Here is a 20353-nt window from a genome sequence, read left to right as displayed (position 1 = left end):
GTGTTTTGTAATGTCTTACGTGCGCAATTACTCTTCCACGATTTCCCCCGTGATGTCGTGCTGGCGATGGGGAACAGAGCTGCCGACGCTGTCATGCCACAAGCGGGTGTAGAGGCCGCCGGCCGCTAACAGCTGTTCGTGGGTGCCGTATTCCGCAAGCTGCCCCTTATCGATAACGGCAATCAGATCGCAGCGCTGCGCGGTGGTCAGACGGTGCGCCACAATCAGCGCCAGGTGCTTCCCGGCGTGCGCGACGTCTGTTAACGATGACATCAATCGCTCTTCGGATGTGCGATCCAGGCGTGACGTGGCTTCATCGAGCAGCAGGATGTGAGCATTCGCCAGTTGTGCGCGGGCCAGCGCAATCAGCTGGCGCTGACCTGCGGACAGATCGGCACCGCCGTTATTCACCGGTGTGCGGAATCCCTGCGGCAGATTGCGCACCGTCTCATACAGCCCTGCCTGTTGAGAGGCAATCTCAACGTCGTCATTGGTACTGGATGGCCGTGAATAACGAATGTTTTCCGCGATATCACCACTAAACAACGCCACATCCTGATCGACCAGCCCAATCTGGCGACGGTAATCGGCAAGCGAGGCATCATCAATTATCCGATCGCCAATGCTGATCCTGCCGTGGGTGGGGGAATACAATCCGGCGATCAGCTTAATCAGCGTTGACTTACCCGCACCGCTGCGACCAACGACCGCGACGACCCTTCCCTCAGGGATTGTCAGGGTAAGTTTGTTCAGCGCGGGTTGAGGACTGTCGGGATAACTGAACGTGACCTCATCAAGATGCAGCGCGCCGGTGGCGGGCGGTGCGGAAGAGGGCTCGATGTTCTCTGTGCCTTCGGTCGCCAGCAGTTCATTGATATGTTTGCCGCTGGCCGTCGCCTGCTGCCAGGCGTCGACAATTCCTGATAACTGCTGCACTGGCCCATAGAATTGCCCCAGCAGCAGGAAGAAAGCCGCCAGCACCCCGGCGGTCATTTCGCCTTCGGCGACTCGCGATGCACCCACCAGAAGAACGGCGGCATAGGAGGCCTCGGTGCAGAAGGTCAGGAACGGGAAATAGACGGCAAGGTATTTTTGCGCACGTACGCGGGTCGCACGGAACCGATCCGATAACGCGCGCAGCCGGGCGGCTTCCTGTTCCTGCTGGCCATGCGATTGCACAACGCGCAAGCCGGAGACTTTCTCCTGCAGGGTGCTGTTGACTTTGCCTATTTCCAGCCGCGCCTGCGCATAAGCAGGGGAGCTGAGGCGGCGATAAATCCAGGTTGCCAGTGCGACCACTGGCACCGCGCTTAATGCCGTCAGCGCCAGGAGCGGGTCGAGCCAGAACATGGCGGCGGCGATGGCGAACATTGTCACCAGGCTGGTGGCTGCACCGGCAAGGCCGTTTTGCAGAAAGCGGGCGAGAGAGTCCACATCTACGGTCATGCGGGTCAGACGCGAATCGACATGCTTTTCATGCCAGGGGAGACCAAGACGCAGCATATGGCCGAAGCTGCGCAAGCGCACCGTATGCTGGACTGACTCTGCCGCTCTGGCGGCGAAGACAGTCTGTAGTGAATAACAGCACCAGCTCACGGCCACCAGGCACAGGGCGAATAGGGCACAGAGGCCGATAGTCGACATATCGCCTGTGGCAACGCCGGAGTCAATGCCGCGCTGCAGCAGTATCAGTACCCCGACGCCTGCCGCCGAATCGAGGGCGATCAGCAGGGCGGCGATGACGAACATCCACGCCACGGGCTTCAGCAGCGACGTGACTTTGCGGCCTTTACCGGCCAGCGCCTGCTGTACTGCATTTTCCGGCACGCGCGTCATACGGGCGACAAAGCTTTTATCCCCCGTCTGCGCCGCATCGTCTTGTGCCGCTGGTACGGTCGGCCACAATCCGTTAGGCCCACTGTGGGAAGGCGCGAGGAAATCGCCGTCGCCGGTCATCAGCGCGCGGAACGCCGGACAGCGCGCTTCAAGTTCTGCCTGGGTTCCGGTGTCCACCACCCGGCCCTTATCCAGCACCACAATCCGGCTGGCTAACTGAAGCGTCGAACGGCGTCGGGCAATCACCAGCAGCATATGCTTTTCGTCAGCATAGCGACTCAGCGCGGTGTTGATCTCCGCTTCAGTACCGGCATCGACCGCCGAGGTGGTGTCATCGAGGATCAACACTTCCGGCGCGGTAATGAGCGCCCGTGCCAGCGCGATTCGCTGCCTCTGTCCGCCGGAAAGATTCGTACCGCGTTCGGTTAATTGGGTATCGAAACCTTTCGGCAGGGCGTTGATAAAATCGCTGGCTCCTGCTGCCCTCGCCGCGAGGCGAATGTCGTCCGCCGTTGCCTGAGGGTGCCCGTAGGCGATATTTTCCGCCACCGAACCGGCAAACAGAAAAGCATCCTCAAACACAACGCCTACCCGACGACGAAGCGCCTCCAGCCTGAGATCGCGGAGGTTCTGTCGGCCTGCGCTGGTGTTGAGCCATATCTCTCCGGCGCTGGGATCGTAAAAACGCGCCAGCAGCATCAGCAGCGTGGATTTCCCGGAACCCGATGCGCCCACTACCGCCACCGTTTCACCGGCGTGCAGGGAAAAGGAGACATCGCTGAGGATGCGTCTGCCGCCACGGTACTCGAAGCTCATATTCTCCAGTTGCAGCCCGATAACCTGACCGTTAACCGCCTCCGTCCCGTCTTCCATCTGCGAACGGGTGTCGATCAGAGCAAACACGCGCTCCACGGACGCCTGGGTGCGCTGGGCGATAACCAGAAACGATGCCAGTACACGGGTTGGCCCGGTCAGCATCGCGAGGAAGCTGGCAAACGCCACGAAGGTGCCGAGATCGATGCGACCGTGCATAACCGACCAGCCGCCGTAGCACAGCAGGACGATTTGCCCGAGCACCGGTAGCGCCAGCATGGTGGCACCTGGCATCGCCTGCGAGATGGCCGCGCCGATGCGTACCCGCACCATCTGCCGCGACTGGCGATCCAGCCAGCGCGTTTCACGCAGCTCCGCCACGCAGGATTTTACCACTGAGATCTGCGCCAGCACCTCGCGCATATGTTCGGTGAGATTTGCCAGTCGGTCCGAGGCCAGCCCGGTTTGCGCAAAGACCCGGCGACGCGCGCGCAGCGCAGTGATAGCCAGGCATGCCAGTACGCACACGACGATGAGCGTCATGGCGGGTGACATCCACAGCATCACGGCAATGCCGGCAATGTAATAAGTGAACACCGCCAGCGGCACCGGGCACATCTGTAGCAGGGTATGCACCTGCTGCAGATCGCTGTTGGTCCGTGAAATCACCTGCCCGGTGCGCAGTGCGTCCTGGCCTGCGCCGTCAAGTTTTTGAATACTGTCGAATGCCCGTCCTCGCAGGGTGTGCTGCACCCAGAGCGAGAGCTCCCCGGCATAACCGCGGCGCACGTAGTTACCGATGAAATCAAAAAAGGCAATCAGCAATAGCCCGCAGGCCAGCCACGGCAGACGAGTCGGATTGCCCGCCAGCGCGTCGTTCACCGCTTGCCTTGTCAGCAACGGCGTCAGCGCGGCCAGCAGAATGGTCGAGACCGACGCTACCACTACGATGATGCTAAGTTTCTTACGTTCCCAGCACACGCGTGCCAGGCGAACTATCCAGGACCGCGCAGGAGTGGGAGAGTGAGTCGCAGGCATTAAGCCTCCTCCGTCTGTAAACAATAGGATCCAAGTCGGATCGCTGTGCAAAAAAAAGCGCCAGCCCGATCCGGTCCCGCATTGTTACGGGCGTATCTCCTGGATGCGTGCTGGCGTATGATCGTCATGACGGCGTAGTGGCTACCCTTTCTGTACCCTCGCGATCAGGCTTTTCGCCACCTCGCTCGGACAGGGTTGCGCTGCCATTTCCGCCGCTACCTCTTCAGAGGCGTCGCGAAGCGCGCGATTGTCGAGGAAAGCATTGATCATGCTGCTCGACAGGCCGTCGTCGCCGGGGATGATCCCGCAGCCGCGTTCGACAACAGCGCGGGCATTTACCGGGCGATCGGCACCCTGGCCGAAGACGATCTGTGGAATACCGGCGTGCAGCGCCGTCAGGGTATTGCCCGCGCCACCATGATGAATGAAGCCATCTGCGCCGTTCAGGAAGGCTCCCATGGGTATCCAGTCGACCAGGCGAACATTTGAGGGCAGTGAGCGCAGATCCGACCGCGCATTGGCCGAAAGATGCAGGATGATCTCGGCATCGACTTCACTGGCGGAATCCATCACCCAGGCGATCAGGTCAAGGCCGTCGACCATCGGTTTGACGGTACCGAGACTCACCAGCAGACGTTTACGGTCGGGCGTCCTCTCCCACCACGGTTCCCACACCGCGCCGCCGTTGTACGGGACGTACTGCATGGGAATAATGGGTTCTCCGTCGTTTTCAAGAATGCTCATGCTCGGTGGTGTTACGTCGATCCAGGCCATATCGCGCGGTGCGTCCCCAACGCCGTGGCGATGATAGGCGTCCGCGAGCGAACGCGTTACGCCTTTGATATGCCAGGGCGTATGGCCGAAGCCGACGGTTTGCATTACGACCGGTATATCGTATTTGGCGGCAATCAGAGGCCCGATGACGCCGAGCGGCGGGTAGATGATGAGATCGGGCCGCCAGTGTCCGGCAAACTCCACCAGGTGGTCGGCCATCTCTTCGCTGAAGAATGAGAAGTTGCCCATTTTTGTGCCGATGTTGCTTTCTTTTCGCTGTGCCTCGCGGCGGCGATAGTCAGCTTCAGAATCAAAACCGGGTGCGGCGTCAAATACCACCAGCCCTGCTTCTGCCGCTTTTTGGGCGAATTTTCCTCCGCTGGCGATCAGCACTTCATGGCCGTTAACGCGAAACGCCTGTGCCAGAGACAGCACAGGATACAGCAGCCCATAGAGAGGCGGGCCTACAAACAAAATACGCATGAGAAAATCCCTCTCCGCTTGACGAACTAAATCAGGAAGTCGACGCAGTCATATGCCAGCAGCAGGACGTTAATTTTCGTTAAGCCTGCTTTGACAGACGCTGCGTCCTTTTTGAGTTTCATCAGCCTTACGAACGGTCCTGTCGCTGACTGTTCCGTGACGTAGGCTGGTGAATCGGGAATTCCTTGTCCCGGCTTCCATTAACGCTTACGCGCCGTTGTCCTTTTGAACAGCCCAGGCGTCGTGCTGCCACGCCGCGGTGTTCAGATGCATTTGTTGAGTGTGAGACCGTTCAACAAACCTGGAGAGGCTTGTTTCCTGATACCTCTGTATACCTTGCCAGATAAACCATCAGTGCAAATGCTAATGATAATAATTACTATTATCATATGTGAGTTGCAACTATAATTAAGCACTTAATGCACAATGAATCGATTATGGGAAAAATCGCAGGTGGGGCTCAGCAAAAGGGGACTCTGTGGATTTAGGCACAAAATCCCACGCTTGCGGCGGTTTACAGGCGGACCTGGTGATTCTGTGTAATTGATGGCGGGGGTCTACGATGACGCTACTTCACCAAATAGCGCGGGTTTACCTCCCGTAAATACTGGCGATGTTACTATGATGCCTGATTCACTGCTGTTTATCGTTATGGAAAACCTGCGTAATGTTAACAAAATTCCCTCCCCGACGCGTAATGACCTGTGCTGCGGCTCTGCTAATTATTTTTAGCATCGCCTTGTTCTTCTTCCTGAGAAGCCCCGAGGTTCCCGAGTATGTTACCGCTCCAGTACGCATCGGCGATATTGAAAACGCCGTACTTGCTACCGGTCGAATTGATGCGATTGAGCGGGTCAACGTTGGGGCACAGGTTTCTGGCCAGGTTAAGTCGCTGAAGGTGAAGTTAGGCGATCGTGTCACTAAAGGGCAGCTCATCGCTGAAATTGATGACGTGCCGCAGCGGAATGATTTACGCAACGCAGAAGCTGCTCTCAACGTGGTAAAAGCGGACCTTCAGGCTAAGCAGGCGCAGTTGAAGCAAGCCTCATTGCGTTTTAAGCGCCAGCGCCAGATGTTAAATGAGGATGCCAGCTCGAGAGAAGATTTCGAAACGGCTGAAACCACGCTGGCCAGTACCCGCGCTGAGCTATCGGCACTGAATGCCAAACTCGTCCAGGCGCAAATTGATGTCGACAAGAAAAAGGTCGATTTGGGTTATACAAAAGTTGTTGCTCCCATGGACGGCATTGTTATTGCCGTTGTCACCCAACAGGGCCAAACGGTTAACTCCAGCCAAAGTGCGCCGACCATTATCAAACTCGCACGTCTGGACGTGATGACAATTAAAGCCCAGATCTCTGAGGCGGATATCACGCGAATTTCACCGGGACAGAAAGCCAGATTCACCATTTTCTCTGAGCCGGATAAGCATTATGACGCCACGTTACGTACCGTTGAACTGGCACCTGAGTCGGTTATGAAAGATGATAGCCTTGCCAGCAGTAGCTCAGCCTCAGGGTCAGGCACGTCAAATGCTTCGGTGTACTACAACGCGCTGCTGGATGTCCCCAATCCAGAAAATCGGCTGCGAATTGCCATGACAGCACAGGTGACCTTGCTGGCTGGAGAAGCTAAAAATACGTTACTGGTGCCGATTCAGGCTGTGCACAAGGTGAGTGGCAACAAACAGCAGGTGCAGATATTGACCAGTGATAACCGGCTGGAAACCCGTGAGGTCAAAACCGGCATTACTAACAGTGTGGATATCCAGATCCTGGACGGTGTAAAAGTCGGGGAACATGTTGTGTTATCGCAGCCGGGTGAAAAAGCGCCCGGGGAAGGGTTTGTATCTTGAGTAATATCATAGAACTCAAGGGCATCAGCCGCACCTACAGGAACGGTGGACAGGATCTCACCGTGCTCAAAGGGATTGATTTGACTATCGCTGCTGGGGAGATGGTCGCGATCATCGGCGCCTCCGGTTCCGGTAAGTCAACCCTGATGAATATTATGGGCTGTCTCGATGTCCCTGATTGTGGCGATTACTTTATCAGCGGTCAAAATGCCGCCCAGCTTTCACCTGACGATCTGGCAAGGATCCGCCGTGAGCACATCGGTTTTATCTTCCAGCGTTATCATTTAATGCCCGACCTGAGCGCGTTAAGTAACGTTGAAATTCCGGCGATTTATGCCAATAGTGAGCGCGAAAAGCGCCGTCTGCGCGCGGCGACATTGCTTGGAAGACTCGGGCTGGAAGGTCGTGAACATCATAAACCGGGAGAGCTTTCAGGCGGCCAGCAGCAGCGTGTGAGTATTGCCCGCTCGCTGATTAACGGCGGTGAAATCATTCTGGCGGATGAACCCACCGGCGCGCTGGATACGCAGTCCGGTCAGGAGGTACTGTCAATACTCAGTGAACTGAATCAGCGTGGCCATACCGTGGTTATGGTGACACATGATATGAAGGTAGCGCAGCATGCTAACCGTATTATTGAGCTGCGTGACGGTGAAATTATTTCTGATACCGGCAGTCGTGTTACCTCCGGGGTTGCCCTTAAACGACCTGACAGCGTTCAGCAAAGCTGGTGGCAAAGTATTGTTGACCGTACCCGTGAATCCCTGCACATGGCGTTAAAAGCGATGAATGCGCATCGCCTGCGCACGACGTTAACCATGACGGGCATTATTTTTGGTATCGCCGCGGTTGTTACGGTGGTGGCACTGGGAGAAGGCGCGAAACAGCGAACCCTTGATAATATCAAGGAGCTTGGAACCAACGTGGTGAGCATCTACCCGGGAAGGGATTTCTTTGACGACAGCACTGAAGCCATTCGTACTCTGGTCCCGGCAGACGCCGAAGCATTAGCAAAGCAGGGGTTTGTTGACAGCGTCAGCCCCGAAGTTAACGCTTCCGACAACATTCGCTTTCTGGGTAAATCCGCTACCGCCACGATCAATGGCGTTGGGCGCGATCATTTTCGCGTAAACGGTATTGAACTGTTGCAGGGATCAACTTTCCAGGACGATCGAAATGCCTCGCAGGAAGTCATCATTGATGAAAACGCCCGCAAGGCGTTATTTGACGATGCGGGACTCAAGGCACTTGGGCAAATCGTTTTTCTGGGTTCCGTGCCTGCACGGGTTGTCGGCATCGCCAAAGGGAACAGCCGAAGCTATGCGCCTAATCGCATTAACGTCTGGATGCCTTACAGCACGGTGATGTATCGAATGACAGGAAAACCGGTGTTGACCAGCATCAGCGTAAGGCTTAAGGATGATGTTGCCAACGAGGCAGCGGTCAGCGCTATTTCTCAGCTTCTCACTCAACGCCACGGCGTGAAAGACTTCCAGCTTTATAATTTCGAGCAGATTCGACAATCAATCGAACGGACCTCAATGACCTTTAGCATCCTGATTCTGATGGTGGCCTGCATCTCGCTGATGATCGGCAGCATTGGGGTGATGAATATCATGCTGGTGTCGGTCACGGAACGGACCCATGAGATTGGCGTACGAATGGCGGTCGGTGCGCGTCAGGGCGATATCATGCAGCAGTTTATGATTGAGGCTGTGCTGGTATGTCTAATAGGCGGAGTGTTAGGTATTGCACTGTCGTATGCCGCCGGAGCGCTGTTCACCGCGCTGGCAGGGGGCATTTTCACCGCCATTTATTCGTGGCAGGCCGCTGCTGCCGCATTCTTCTGCTCAACTTTAATCGGCATGATCTTTGGTTATCTCCCTGCCCGCAAGGCAGCAAGGATGGATCCGGTCGTTTCACTGGCCAGCGAGTAACCCATGAAAATATTATCCCCTTTAACGGTATGCCTTGCTGTCCTGCTTAGTGCTGGCTGCGCCGACTCTCTGAAAAGCGACTATCAGCCTCCTGAGGTGAAATACCCTGCCAACTGGTATCAGGCGGATGCTGCGGAGGAGAGGATGCCGTTCGACTGGCAGGCCTTTAACGATCCAGACCTCGACGGCTGGCTGCGGCAGGTGATGGGGCGCAATAACGATGTCGCTGGAGCAGTATTGCGTGTTTATCGCGCCCGCCTGGAAGAAGAGCGGATTGGCATCACAAACGATCCGGGACTAAAAGGTTCGCTCGCGCTTGACGGTAAAAAACAGCTGAACAGCTCAGCCCACTGGAGCAGGGGCAGCGTTGCCAGTATTAATACCAGCTATGAGCTGGATCTGTGGGGCAAAATAGCGCGGCAGCGCGATGCGAAGGCGTGGGCACGTTTTGCCTCGGAAGAGGATCTGCGTTCTGCACGCCTGACGCTGCTTTCAAATGCCAGTAATAATTACTGGCGCTTAGGCTTTATTAACCAGCAGCTGTCTGTCCTGCAACAAAGCATCGACTATGCAAAAGAGACGCTGCGCCTGGCTAACGCGCGTTATGCCGCGGGCGGTGCCTCCTCTCTGGATGTTGTGGATGCTCAGCAGGGCGTGCTTTCGCAGGAAAACAGGCTGGCGGCGTTGAAGAACGAACGTTTACAGGCGCTCAATCAGCAAGCCGTTTTGCTTGGAACCGCGCCGGGCAGCGCGATAGTCGAACCGAAAGCGTTACCAATGGGACCACTGCCGCAGGTCAGTGGAAAGATCCCGGTCAACGTGCTGCGGCATCGACCCGATATCAGCGCTAAAGAGTGGCGGGTACGGGAAGCATTGGCCACCGTTGATGTCCAGCGTACTGCATTTTATCCAGCGTTTAGTCTGACCGGCTCGCTTGGCACCAGCAGCAGCAGCCTTATGGCCTTCCTGGAAAATCCTGTAGGCTCTGTTGGAGCAAACCTGACCCTGCCGTTCCTGGAATGGAGAGAAAGGGGCATGGACGTGAAGATTGCCCGAAACGACTACGAGCAACGGGTTCTGGAGTTTAAACAGGAACTTTACAAGGCGATGAGTAGCATAGAAGATGCGCTTGCTTTGCGTCATCAACTCCTGGAACAGGAGACGCTTCTACGTGAAGGCCTGGAACTGGCGAAAAAATCAGAGAGGCTAAACGAAGTTCGCTATCGCCAGGGCGCGGTGCGAATTTCTTTCTGGCTTGATGCTCAGGAGAAACGCCGTCAGGCCGAACTGGCACTGTATGAAAATCGCTTTAACCAGTTAAATAATCTGGCAAAAATCTATATGGAGTTCGGCGGTTCGGCATCTTTCCCCTGAATTGCGCAGACTCATTTACGTCTGGCAGCAATAGGACTTGCTGCCAGGGCGCAGTTCGCAAGACATCCTTCGTCATTATTCAAACCCATCTCACAAAAATCGTTCCTCCCCTTTGATCGAAATTTCATCTCCGGCTATATGACTAGTCATATCATTTAAATGACTAGTCATATAGGAGGCAACCATGAATCAATCACTGCCAGCCAACTTCTTATGGGGCAACTCGGTGTCGAGCATGCAGACGGAAGGGGCCTGGAATGAGGGCGGAAAGGGGATGTCGGTGTACGACATTCGCGAAGCCGGTGAAAATATCTCTGACTGGAAAGTGGCCACCGACTCCTACCACCGTTATCGGGAAGACTTTGATTTGATGCAGGATCTGGGCATGAACTGCTACCGCTTCCAGATCTCCTGGAGCCGCGTCTGCCCGCAGGGTGACGGCGATTTTAACGACGAGGGTATCGCCTTTTACGACCGCTTTATCGACGATCTGATCGCCCGCGGTATCGAGCCGATGGTCTGCCTCTACCATTTCGATATGCCGCTGGCGCTGGCACAGGAGTACAACGGATTTAACGATCGTCGCGTGGTGGAGGCGTTTATCCGCTACGGCAAAAAGATGATCGACTGCTTTGGTGACCGGGTGAAGTACTGGCTGACCTTTAACGAGCAGAATATTTTCCACATGCCGATAGCCTTCCGCATCTCCGGCTATATGAAGGGGGAGGAAACCCTGCGCGAGCTGTACGAAGTGCAGCATCACACCATGGTGGCGCACATGGCGCTGACCGAGTACCTGCACCAGACTAAGCCGGGCAAGCTGATGGGCGGCATGCTGGCGCACCAGCTGATTTATCCGGCCACCTGCAAACCGCGTGACATCTTCTGCGCCCAGCAGTACGACGAATTCCTCAACCAGAACCTGCTGCGCGTCTTCGCGGGCCAGGGCTACAGCCCGGCGGTGATGGCGGTGGTGGAGCAGGAAGGCTTCGGCGATATCTACCGCGCAGACGATCTCGCGCTGTTTGCGCGCACGAAGAACGACTTTATGGCCTTCAGCTACTACGCCAGCAAAACGCTGGACAGCGATGCCATCCCGGAAGGCACGCCGGTGAACTATTACCTGCTGCACGGCGAGAAAAACAATCCGTACCTGAAGGCCACCGAGTGGAACTGGCAGATCGATCCGCTGGGCTTTCGCACCATCATCACCCGCTATGCCAACGACTGGCGAATGCCAGTATTCCCGATTGAGAACGGCATTGGGGTGATTGAGTCCTGGGATGGCGTAAACCCCATAGAGGATACCTACCGCATTGACTACCACCGGGCGCATATCGAGGCCATGAAAGAGGCGATGTTCGAGGACGGGGCAGAGGTATTGGGCTATCTCGGCTGGGGGTTGATTGACATTCTCAGCTCCCAGGGTGACATGCGCAAGCGCTACGGCGTGGTCTACGTCAACCGTGAAAATCACGACCTGAAAGACCTGAAGCGCGTGCCGAAGAAGAGCTATGCGTGGTTAAAACAGGTAATCCATACCAACGGACGCGAGATGTAAGCCGTACGCTGCCGGGCCGTTTTTGTGACTGATTGATGGGAACTATCCGCTATGTCTGAAACAAAAATAACACCGCACATGCAGTCTTTTGTCGATAAATTTGTTGAGTTCTCGGCGCGCCTGGCAAACCAGGTGCATCTTCGCTCCCTGCGCGATGCCTTCGCCACGGTAATGCCGATTTTCATCCTTGCCGGTCTGGCGGTGCTGGTGAACAACGTGGTGTTTCCCTGGATCTTAGAGGGCGACACGCTCACGCAGTTTAAGGTGTGGGGCGAGGCGATCATCAACGGCACGCTGAACATCGCCGCGCTGCTGCTGGCGCCGATGATCGCCTGGTCGCTGGCGCGCAACAAAGATTTCGACAATCCGGTCTCGGCAGTGGTTATCGCCGTCAGCAGTTTCATCATCATGATGCCGATGCGCTTACAGATTACCCCCGTCGGCAGCGACGCCACGGTAAACGTTACCCAGGTGCTGACGTTCGCCAATATCGGCTCCACCGGGATTTTCGCCGGGGTGCTGATTGGGCTGCTCTCAACCGAGCTGTTTATCGCCATTTCACGGCTGAAGGCGCTGCACATTTCGCTGGGGGAGAACGTACCGCCAGCGGTGAGCAAATCCTTTACCGCGCTGATCCCGACGATCCTCACGCTCTCCCTGTTTGCGGTGCTGGCGGCTATACTGGCGAACGTGCTGCACACGGATCTGATCCATCTCATTACGACATTTATTCAGCAGCCGCTGCGGCTGATCAACACCAGCCTGCCCGGGACGATCTTCATTTACAGCTTCGGTAACTTCCTGTTCACGCTCGGTATTCATCAGTCGGTGGTCAACAGCGTGGTGCTGGAGCCGTTCCTGCTGATCAATACCAATGAGAATATGCTGGCCTTCGCCAACGGCCAGCCGATCCCGCACATCATCAACAACATCTTTGTGCCGACCTTTGGCATGGTGGGCGGGACGGGCAGCACAATCTCATTGCTGATTGCTATCTTCATCTTCTCAAGACAGAAATCAGCGAAGCAGGTGGCGCGTCTGTCGCTGGCGCCGGGTCTATTTAACATCAACGAGCCGGTGATTTTCGGCCTGCCGATAGTCTTTAACCTGCCGCTGATGATCCCGTTTGTGCTGCTGCCCGCTATCGGGATTTACTTTGCGTGGCTCTGTACCACGCTGGGGCTCATGTCGCGCTGCGTGGTGATGATCCCGTGGACGACCCCGCCGATCCTCAGCGCCTGGCTGGCGACGGCGGGGGACTGGCGGGCGGTGGTGGTGCAGTTGGCAATCATCGTATTTGGTGTATTCTTCTACCTGCCTTTCCTCAAAGTTGCCGAGCGAGTGGCGTTGAAAAACAGCGGGACAGAACACTAATTTAAGGAAGGACGATGGCGGCGAAGTACATCACCATAGCGCGGGAAATTAAGAAACGCATTATCACCCAGCAGTACGCCGCCAATGAACCTCTGCCGGACCAGTTCGCGCTGGCGGCGGAGTTCAGCACCAGCCGGATGACCATTCAGCAGGCGATGCGTCAGCTGATCGTAGAAGGGCTGGTCTATACCCGACAGGGGCAGGGCACGTTCATCCGCAAAAATTTCCTCCAGCTTTCCCAGTGGGATCTCTCCGGCAGCGACTACTTCGGGGCGACCAAAACCTGGGAACATTTAGGCACGGTGACGAGTCAGGTGGTGCACTTCGAACTGCGCTTCCCGAACGAGAAAGAGCAGGCATCGCTGATGATAAATCCGGATACGCCGATCTATGACTTTATCCGTCTGCGTTTACTGAACGGTGAGCCGATGTCTCTGGACGCTACGGTAATGCCGCTCAATCTGGTGCCCGGTCTGAACAAAACCCATCTTGAAAGTTCGGTATTCCGGTATGTACAGGAGACGCTGGGGCTGAAGATCATGGGATCGTATCGGGTGGTGCGGGCGCTGAAGCCCAGTGCGCTGGATATGCAACACCTTGTCTGCGAGCCAACCGACCCGGTGCTGGAGGTAGAGCAGGTGATCTATCTTGAAGATGGTACGCCGCTGGAGTACGCCCATTGTCACTATCGCTATGACCATGGCGGCATCGTTATCGTGAATAACGGATAAAAAAAAGCGGGCCCCGCGGCCCGCTTTTTTAATTCTCACGATTAGTTCAGACGCACCGGCATACCGGAACGGTTCTGAATCGCCTGATCAACGATGGTCGTGTCAACATCCGCCTGAGAGGTGACGGACTGCACCGCGCTGGTCAGCTTAATCGGTACGATTTCGTTGTTGTTGATCTGATCTTCGCTGGTGGACAGCGGGTTATGCACTTCAATGTAACGGCTGCCGTCCGGCTCTGACGTCGCTTTCACCGGTTCGTTAATGAACTGCACGCGCGTACCGACCGGCACGTTATCGAACAGGAATTTGATGTCTTCATTACGCAGACGCACGCAGCCGTGGCTTACGCGCAGGCCGATACCGAAGTTGGCGTTAGTACCGTGAATGGCATACAGACGTCCAATGTACAGCGCGTACAGACCCATCGGGTTATCCGGGCCGGCAGGCACAACGGCTGGCAGCGGTTCGCCGGCAGCAATGTACTCAGCGTGCATTTTGGCGGTCGGCGTCCAGGTTGGGCCCGCTTTCTTACGCTCCACTTTGGTGGTCCAGTTCAGCGGAGTGTCTTTACCCAGCTGACCGATACCGATAGGCAGCACGATCACGGTGTTGGTGCCTTTCGGGTAGTAATACAGACGCATTTCGGCGCTGTTAATCACGATACCTTCGTGCACGGTATCCGGCAGGATCAGCTGCTGTGGAATGTTGAGTACGGTACCCGCTTTCGGCAGATACGGGTCAACGCCCGGGTTCGCCTCCAGCATGTTCGACAGACCGAGCTGATACTGCGCCGCGAAGTATTCCAGCGGCTGAGAGTTCCCTTCCGGCACCGTCACCACCTGGTTTTCACCCACCAGACGGCTTCCGTCTGTCGGCAGGGGATACGTCACCGCAGACGCGGTCTTACAAAAACCTACTACGGCTAACGCCGCCGCAAAAAGCGTTGTTAATTTCATGTTCATGTTATGCGAGGTATCTAAGCCATTCTGGCGATGAGTTGATAAGTCTGAATCGGTAATGGGAGCGCATTATATGTGCATTCCCGTTAACTGGGAATTCAGATGTGTACGAAATCACATTTTTTTCGATTTTGTTAAAGTTTAGTGGATTACCGCAACAGGGGATCTCAATTCGGAATTGTGGCATAATGCCGCGTTTATCACACTTTTCGCAGGAATCTCTCCGTGTTAGTTACCAGCAATGTCACTATGCAGTTTGGCAGTAAGCCGCTGTTCGAAAACATTTCCGTCAAATTTGGCGGCGGCAACCGTTACGGCCTGATTGGTGCCAACGGTAGCGGAAAATCCACCTTTATGAAGATCCTCGGCGGTGACCTGGAGCCAACGCTCGGTAACGTGTCGCTCGACCCTAACGAGCGCATCGGTAAGCTGCGTCAGGATCAGTTCGCCTTCGAAGAGTTCACCGTGCTCGACACCGTGATCATGGGGCACGCGGAGCTGTGGGAAGTGAAGCAGGAGCGCGATCGTATCTACGGTCTCGCTGAGATGAGCGAAGAAGACGGTTACAAAGTGGCCGACCTGGAAACGCAATACGGCGAAATGGACGGCTACTCTGCGGAAGCGCGTGCGGGCGAACTGCTGCTGGGCGTCGGTATTCCGGTTGAACAGCATTACGGCCCGATGAGCGAAGTCGCGCCAGGCTGGAAGCTGCGTGTGCTGCTGGCACAGGCGCTGTTCTCTAACCCGGACATCCTGCTGCTCGACGAACCGACGAACAACCTGGACATCGACACCATCCGCTGGCTGGAGCAGACGCTGAACGATCGCGACAGCACCATGATCATCATCTCGCACGACCGTCACTTCCTGAACATGGTGTGTACCCACATGGCGGATCTGGACTACGGCGAGCTGCGCGTTTATCCGGGCAACTACGATGAGTACATGACGGCGGCAACCCAGGCGCGCGAGCGTCTGCTGGCCGACAACGCCAAGAAGAAAGCGCAGATTGCTGACCTGCAATCCTTCGTCAGCCGCTTCAGCGCCAACGCCTCTAAATCGCGCCAGGCAACGTCGCGTGCCCGTCAGATCGACAAAATCAAGCTGGAAGAGGTTAAAGCCTCCAGCCGTCAGAACCCGTTCATCCGCTTCGAGCAGGACAAGAAGCTGTTCCGTAACGCGCTGGAAGTGGAAGCCCTCACCAAAGGCTTCGATGAAGGCCCGCTGTTCAAAAACTTCAACCTGCTGCTGGAAGTGGGCGAGAAGATTGCCATCCTCGGCGCCAACGGCGTGGGTAAATCCACTATGCTGAAAACCCTGGTGGGTGAACTGCAACCGGATAACGGTACCGTGAAATGGTCTGAAAACGCGCAGATTGGTTACTACGCGCAGGACCATGAATATGAGTTTGAAAACGATCTGACCGTCTTCGACTGGATGAGCCAGTGGAAGCAGGAAGGCGACGACGAGCAGGCGGTACGCAGCATTCTGGGGCGTCTGCTGTTCAGCCAGGACGACATCAAAAAGCCCGCCAAAGTGCTCTCCGGTGGTGAAAAGGGCCGTATGCTGTTCGGCAAGCTGATGATGGAAAAACCGAATATTCTGGTGATGGACGAACCGACTAACCACCTGGATATGGAATCTATTGAGTCGCTGAACATGGCGCTGGAGATGTATCAGGGCACCCTGATCTTCGTCTCTCACGACCGGGAGTTCGTCAGCTCGCTGGCGACCCGCGTGATCGAAATTACGCCAGAGCGCGTGGTGGACTTCACCGGTAACTACGAAGATTACCTGCGCAGTAAAGGTATCGAGAGTTAAAAAAATAGCCGGGTGGCGGCTTCGCCTTACCCGGCCTACGTTCTATCCCCTCTCCCTGTGGGAGAGGGTTAGGGTGAGGGCAACAGGCCGCACTACACCACCCACTCGCCCCCTTCAACTCCGTTCACCCGCAACGTACGTTTTTCCCCCGCCGGTAATGACACCTTCAGCGCCTTCCATGCCGGACGATAGTCGCCGCGCGCATTCACCTTCAGGTTGATACTTGCGCCGTCGCACTCCATCTCCCATTCCACCCACAGCGCGTTGCCGTTCTGGTAGCCCCAGCTTTCGCCGTCATCCTCAAACAGCAGCCCGGCGGTGGTGCCGACGCCTTTCACCGGGAACAGTTTCAGCTCACGGGTATCGTCTTTATCGGCGCTCACGTGACGGATGCGTTCGCTGAGCGGCAAACCGGCCCCGGCGCGTACCAGCAGCGGCAGCTTTTCCAGCGGCGCATCAAGGACGATCGCCTGGCCGCCCGCATACCACGCGTGGGTGTAAAAATCGTACCAGCCCGTTTCGTTATCCGGCAGCCAGACGCGGCGCTCGCGCTGCCCGGCTTCGACGACGCTGGCCACCAGCAGGTCACGGCCCAGCAGGAAGTCGTCGCACTCTTCAAAGGTCTGCGCATCGTGCTCATGATCGAGGAAGGTCGGGCGCAGCATCGGCTCGTCGTCGGCGTGCGCCTGCCAGAGCAGGGTGTAGAGGTACGGCAGCAGGCGGTAGCGCAGTTCAATGGCGCTGCGAATCGCAGGCGTGACACCCGGGTACATCCACGGCTCGTTCACCGTGTGATCATCGTTCCACGAATGAATGGTAAAGCGCGGGTGCATCACGCCGTTCTGTACCCAGCGCACGAACAGCTCGGCATCCGGCTTGTCGCCGGAGAAACCGCCGACGTCGTGACCGACGTTGAACAATCCGGACAGGCTCATGCCCAGCCCCATGCGGATGTTATAACGCAGGGTGTCCCAGTTGGTGCGGTTGTCGCCGCTCCAGGTCTGAACGTAGCGCTGCATCCCGGCACAGCCGGAGCGGGAGATCAGATACGGACGTTTCTCCGGCGCAAAGCGCTGCTGCGCTTCCAGCGAGGCGCGCATCATCAGCAGCGGCATCACCGGGCGAATGTGCTTGATGGCGATCTCCTGACCGAAGCCATAGCAGCGCGCTTCCCCGTCCCACACTTCATACTCGTTGTTGTCGTTCCAGGTGGAGTCGATGCCCATCTCCAGCAGCTGCGTGGTCACGCCGTTCTGCCACCACTGCACCGTCTGCGGGTTGGTGAAGTCGAGATGCGATCCTTCGTCATCCCAGAAGCTGGAACGTTCAGGCGCATCGGTTTCTGAATCACGAATGAACAGGCCGCGTTCCGCCACTTCGCTGTAGCGGGGATGATCCTGCAACAGACACGGCTTGATGTTGGCCGCAAGCCGCAGCCCCGCGTCGTGGAACGCCTGGCTCATCACCTTCGGCTGCGGCACTTTGTCGTAGTTCCAGTTAAAGACGTAGCGCTTGCCGTTAATCGAGGTATAGCCGGAGGAGAGCTGGAACGAGTCGCACGGAATGGCATGCTCATCGCACAGGCGGATGAAGTTCATCAGCTGGTTTTGCGCGTCCGGCGCGTCGGTGTAGTGCATGGTCGAGCCGCTGTAGCCCAGGCTCCACTTCGGTCCGAACAGCGTTTTCCCCGTCAGGCGCACGAAGGCTTTCGTCACGTCCAGCACGCGCTTGCCGGTGAAGAGGTAGTAGTCAATATCGCCCGCTTCCGCCTGCCAGCGGCGGTAGGCGGTGTGATAGTTGTCGATCTCGTTACCCAGATCCAGCCAGCAGCTGCTCAGGTTATCGTAGAACAGACCGTAGCTCACGTCATCGCGACGGGTGAGGGTGAACGGGATGTGCTTGTAAAGCGGATCGGTGCTGGCCGCGTTATAGCCCATCGCGTCCAGGTTACGCATCTCATAGCGTTTGCCGTTGCGCTGTAAATCACCCGCTTTCTCACCCAGACCGTAAAAACGTTCATCCTTACGACGGCTAAGATAGTGCGCCACGCCGTCACCGTGGGCGTTCAGCAGGTAGGCGCTGGTCGGGCGGTCATTGACCAGCGGCTGCCACTCGCCCGCCTCATTGCGGTAGTGCCACTCCAGCCACAGCGGCTGGTGGACGGTGACGCGCAGCTGTTCAGTCGCTACGGTTAACGTGTCGTCCTGCTGCGTCAGCGTCCAGGCAGGGCAGGTGAAGCCGCTGACATCGTCACGACGGCGGCCTTCCCACGGCACATCTTGTTCCGGCGCGATGCTCCAGGTGCGGTTCAGCGCCAGCTCGCCTTTACGTTTGATCAGCACACGGAACAGATTCTCTTCCAGCACATACAGACACAGGCGGTGCTGATTATCGATCAGCAGTTCCAGATGGTTTGCTGACTGCTTATCTACGGTCCAGTTTTTCAGGGTTTTCATATGCAATACATCCACTATCAGGCGCGCTTGGCGCGACGTTCAGCAATAAATGCTACCAGGAAGACAGCGCCAATCAGGTCAAAGAAGCCCATGGCAATAAAAAGCGGGTTAAAGCCGATTTTGTCGGCGGTCACACCGATTAACAGTGAGAACAGGAAGCTGGCGATCCACGCCGCCGAGCCGCGCATGCCGTTGACGGTCGCCATCTGGCCTTTGTCGAACGACTCCACGACCAGGGCGCTCAGCATGCAGGAGATGATCTGGTGCCCGAAGCCGCCGATAGAGATCAGCACGATGGTGATATACGGGTCGCGGGTCACGGCTACGACGGCCAGAGAAATCATCAGAAACGCGCCGGTGACGGAGCTGGCTACCACCGAGTTGACGCGGGTGCAGCCAAACCAGCGGGTGTAGAGCCGGGTCAGGTAGCCGCTCGCCACGCTGCCGAGGTCGGCGGCCAGGAACGGCAGCCAGGCGAACATCGCGATCTGTTTCAAATCCATACCATGCTCTTTGGCGAGGTACAGCGGCACCCAGAAGCTCAGCACGGCCCAGGCCGGTTCCGCCATAAAGGCCGGGATGGCGATACCGTAGAACCGTTTGTTCTTCGAGACGGTTTTCAGCGCGGTCAGGAAGGGCAGTTTGACCGGCGCAGGTTCGTTATCCTGCTTGATAAACGCCAGCTCATCGCGGCTCAGGTTTGGGTGCTGTTCCGGGTTGTGATAAAACGCCCACCACAGGATCACCCACAGCAGCGCCAGCACGCCGGTAAACATAAACGCACCCTGCCAGCCGAACGACGCGTGAGCAAAGTAGATGATAGGCGGGGCCAGCATGGCCCCAATGGAGAAGCCTACCCCCGCCCAGCCTGCGGCAACAGGGCGCTCTGATTTCGGGAACCATTCACCGATGGTTTTGGCGTTCGCTGGCGTGGCGGCGGCTTCGGACGCACCCATAAAGAAGCGCAGAATCGCCAGGTGCAGCCAGCTTCCGGCACCCGCGTGGAAGATACACATCAGCGCCCAGATCCCGGCGCAGACCATAAAGCCGATTTTCAGGCCGATAACGTCAATCAGCCAGCCGCACAGGGGCTGGAAAATGGTGTAGGCGATCTGGAACGCGCCGACGATCCAGGAGTACTGCTCGGTGGTGATCCCGAGGCTCTCTTTCAGTTCAGGGGCGAGAATACCTAACGAATTACGGGTGATGTAGTTAACGGTCACGCCGAGAAGAAACAGCACCAGTACGTACCAGCGCAGGTTCCTGATGACGCGACGTGTTTTGCTTGTCGCTACGGTGTTATTGATGTCCTGACTCATTTTCTTCTCCACAAGACGGACG

12 protein-coding genes are annotated in these 20353 nt (G+C 56.8%); 7 read left to right on the top strand and 5 right to left on the bottom strand.

Annotated elements, in window-relative coordinates; genetic code table 11:
- Positions 1-27: 27 nt before the first annotated feature.
- Positions 28-3687: a salmochelin/enterobactin export ABC transporter IroC gene (iroC, locus tag ACJTMZ_RS06400; protein ID WP_252010870.1), complete on the bottom strand. Its 3660-nt coding sequence runs from the start codon at positions 3685-3687 to the stop codon at positions 28-30.
- A gap of 141 nt (positions 3688-3828) precedes the next feature.
- Entirely contained in the window at positions 3829-4944 is a 1116-nt protein-coding gene (gene iroB / locus ACJTMZ_RS06395; protein ID WP_252010869.1) for a salmochelin biosynthesis C-glycosyltransferase IroB, read from the bottom strand.
- 667 nt (positions 4945-5611) lie between these two features.
- Here iroB and ACJTMZ_RS06390 point away from each other — a divergent pair.
- The 6 genes from ACJTMZ_RS06390 to ACJTMZ_RS06365 all read left to right on the top strand — a co-directional run bounded on the left by ACJTMZ_RS06390 (position 5612) and on the right by ACJTMZ_RS06365 (position 13776).
- Positions 5612-6799: an efflux RND transporter periplasmic adaptor subunit gene (locus ACJTMZ_RS06390; protein WP_023303343.1), complete on the top strand. Its 1188-nt coding sequence runs from the start codon at positions 5612-5614 to the stop codon at positions 6797-6799.
- Complete coding sequence (locus ACJTMZ_RS06385) at positions 6796-8736, top strand: MacB family efflux pump subunit (RefSeq protein ID WP_023296167.1); 1941 nt, start codon at positions 6796-6798, stop codon at positions 8734-8736. The genes ACJTMZ_RS06390 and ACJTMZ_RS06385 overlap by 4 nt, the downstream gene beginning before the upstream one ends.
- Positions 8737-8739: 3 nt before the next feature.
- Positions 8740-10110 carry an efflux transporter outer membrane subunit gene (locus tag ACJTMZ_RS06380; protein WP_252010868.1) on the top strand — a complete coding sequence of 457 codons (1371 nt, stop codon included), beginning with the start codon at positions 8740-8742 and terminating at the stop codon, positions 10108-10110.
- 184 nt (positions 10111-10294) lie between these two features.
- Complete coding sequence (locus tag ACJTMZ_RS06375) at positions 10295-11671, top strand: glycoside hydrolase family 1 protein (RefSeq protein WP_017693755.1); 1377 nt, start codon at positions 10295-10297, stop codon at positions 11669-11671.
- A 51-nt stretch (positions 11672-11722) separates the two neighbouring features.
- Positions 11723-13045, top strand: coding sequence for a PTS sugar transporter subunit IIC (locus tag ACJTMZ_RS06370; protein WP_023296170.1), 1323 nt, complete (start codon positions 11723-11725; stop codon positions 13043-13045).
- A 14-nt stretch (positions 13046-13059) separates the two neighbouring features.
- Positions 13060-13776, top strand: a complete 717-nt coding sequence (locus ACJTMZ_RS06365) for a GntR family transcriptional regulator (protein ID WP_015571043.1) — start codon at positions 13060-13062, stop codon at positions 13774-13776.
- A gap of 41 nt (positions 13777-13817) precedes the next feature.
- Here the strand turns inward: ACJTMZ_RS06365 and ldtB are convergent, their stop codons facing one another.
- Positions 13818-14738 carry a L,D-transpeptidase gene (gene ldtB / locus ACJTMZ_RS06360; RefSeq protein ID WP_015571042.1) on the bottom strand — a complete coding sequence of 307 codons (921 nt, stop codon included), beginning with the start codon at positions 14736-14738 and terminating at the stop codon, positions 13818-13820.
- Between the two features lie 222 nt (positions 14739-14960).
- Between ldtB and ACJTMZ_RS06355 the strand changes: the two genes are divergently transcribed.
- Positions 14961-16556, top strand: coding sequence for an ABC-F family ATPase (locus ACJTMZ_RS06355; RefSeq protein ID WP_003858434.1), 1596 nt, complete (start codon positions 14961-14963; stop codon positions 16554-16556).
- 92 nt (positions 16557-16648) lie between these two features.
- Here ACJTMZ_RS06355 and ACJTMZ_RS06350 read toward each other — a convergent pair whose 3' ends face one another.
- Positions 16649-19012 (bottom strand): TIM-barrel domain-containing protein, encoded by a 2364-nt coding sequence (locus ACJTMZ_RS06350; RefSeq protein WP_032620022.1) that lies wholly within the window; start codon positions 19010-19012, stop codon positions 16649-16651.
- 17 nt (positions 19013-19029) lie between these two features.
- Positions 19030-20331 (bottom strand): MFS transporter, encoded by a 1302-nt coding sequence (locus ACJTMZ_RS06345; RefSeq protein ID WP_015571039.1) that lies wholly within the window; start codon positions 20329-20331, stop codon positions 19030-19032.
- Positions 20332-20353 lie beyond the last annotated feature (22 nt).

This window comes from Enterobacter sp. DN (assembly GCF_046054285.1).
GTDB lineage: Bacteria > Pseudomonadota > Gammaproteobacteria > Enterobacterales > Enterobacteriaceae > Enterobacter > Enterobacter hormaechei_C.
Note: the sequence above shows the minus strand (reverse complement) of the source record. Positions and strands in the feature narration are given on the sequence as shown.

Coding starts and splice junctions, on each gene's coding strand:
- iroC (WP_252010870.1), bottom strand. CDS start 3,687: ATGCCTGCGACTCACTCTCCCACTCCTGCGCGGTCCTGGATAGTTCGC.
- iroB (WP_252010869.1), bottom strand. CDS start 4,944: ATGCGTATTTTGTTTGTAGGCCCGCCTCTCTATGGGCTGCTGTATCCT.
- ACJTMZ_RS06390 (WP_023303343.1), top strand. CDS start 5,612: ATGTTAACAAAATTCCCTCCCCGACGCGTAATGACCTGTGCTGCGGCT.
- ACJTMZ_RS06380 (WP_252010868.1), top strand. CDS start 8,740: ATGAAAATATTATCCCCTTTAACGGTATGCCTTGCTGTCCTGCTTAGT.
- ACJTMZ_RS06375 (WP_017693755.1), top strand. CDS start 10,295: ATGAATCAATCACTGCCAGCCAACTTCTTATGGGGCAACTCGGTGTCG.
- ACJTMZ_RS06370 (WP_023296170.1), top strand. CDS start 11,723: ATGTCTGAAACAAAAATAACACCGCACATGCAGTCTTTTGTCGATAAA.
- ACJTMZ_RS06365 (WP_015571043.1), top strand. CDS start 13,060: ATGGCGGCGAAGTACATCACCATAGCGCGGGAAATTAAGAAACGCATT.
- ldtB (WP_015571042.1), bottom strand. CDS start 14,738: ATGAACATGAAATTAACAACGCTTTTTGCGGCGGCGTTAGCCGTAGTA.
- ACJTMZ_RS06350 (WP_032620022.1), bottom strand. CDS start 19,012: ATGAAAACCCTGAAAAACTGGACCGTAGATAAGCAGTCAGCAAACCAT.
- ACJTMZ_RS06345 (WP_015571039.1), bottom strand. CDS start 20,331: ATGAGTCAGGACATCAATAACACCGTAGCGACAAGCAAAACACGTCGC.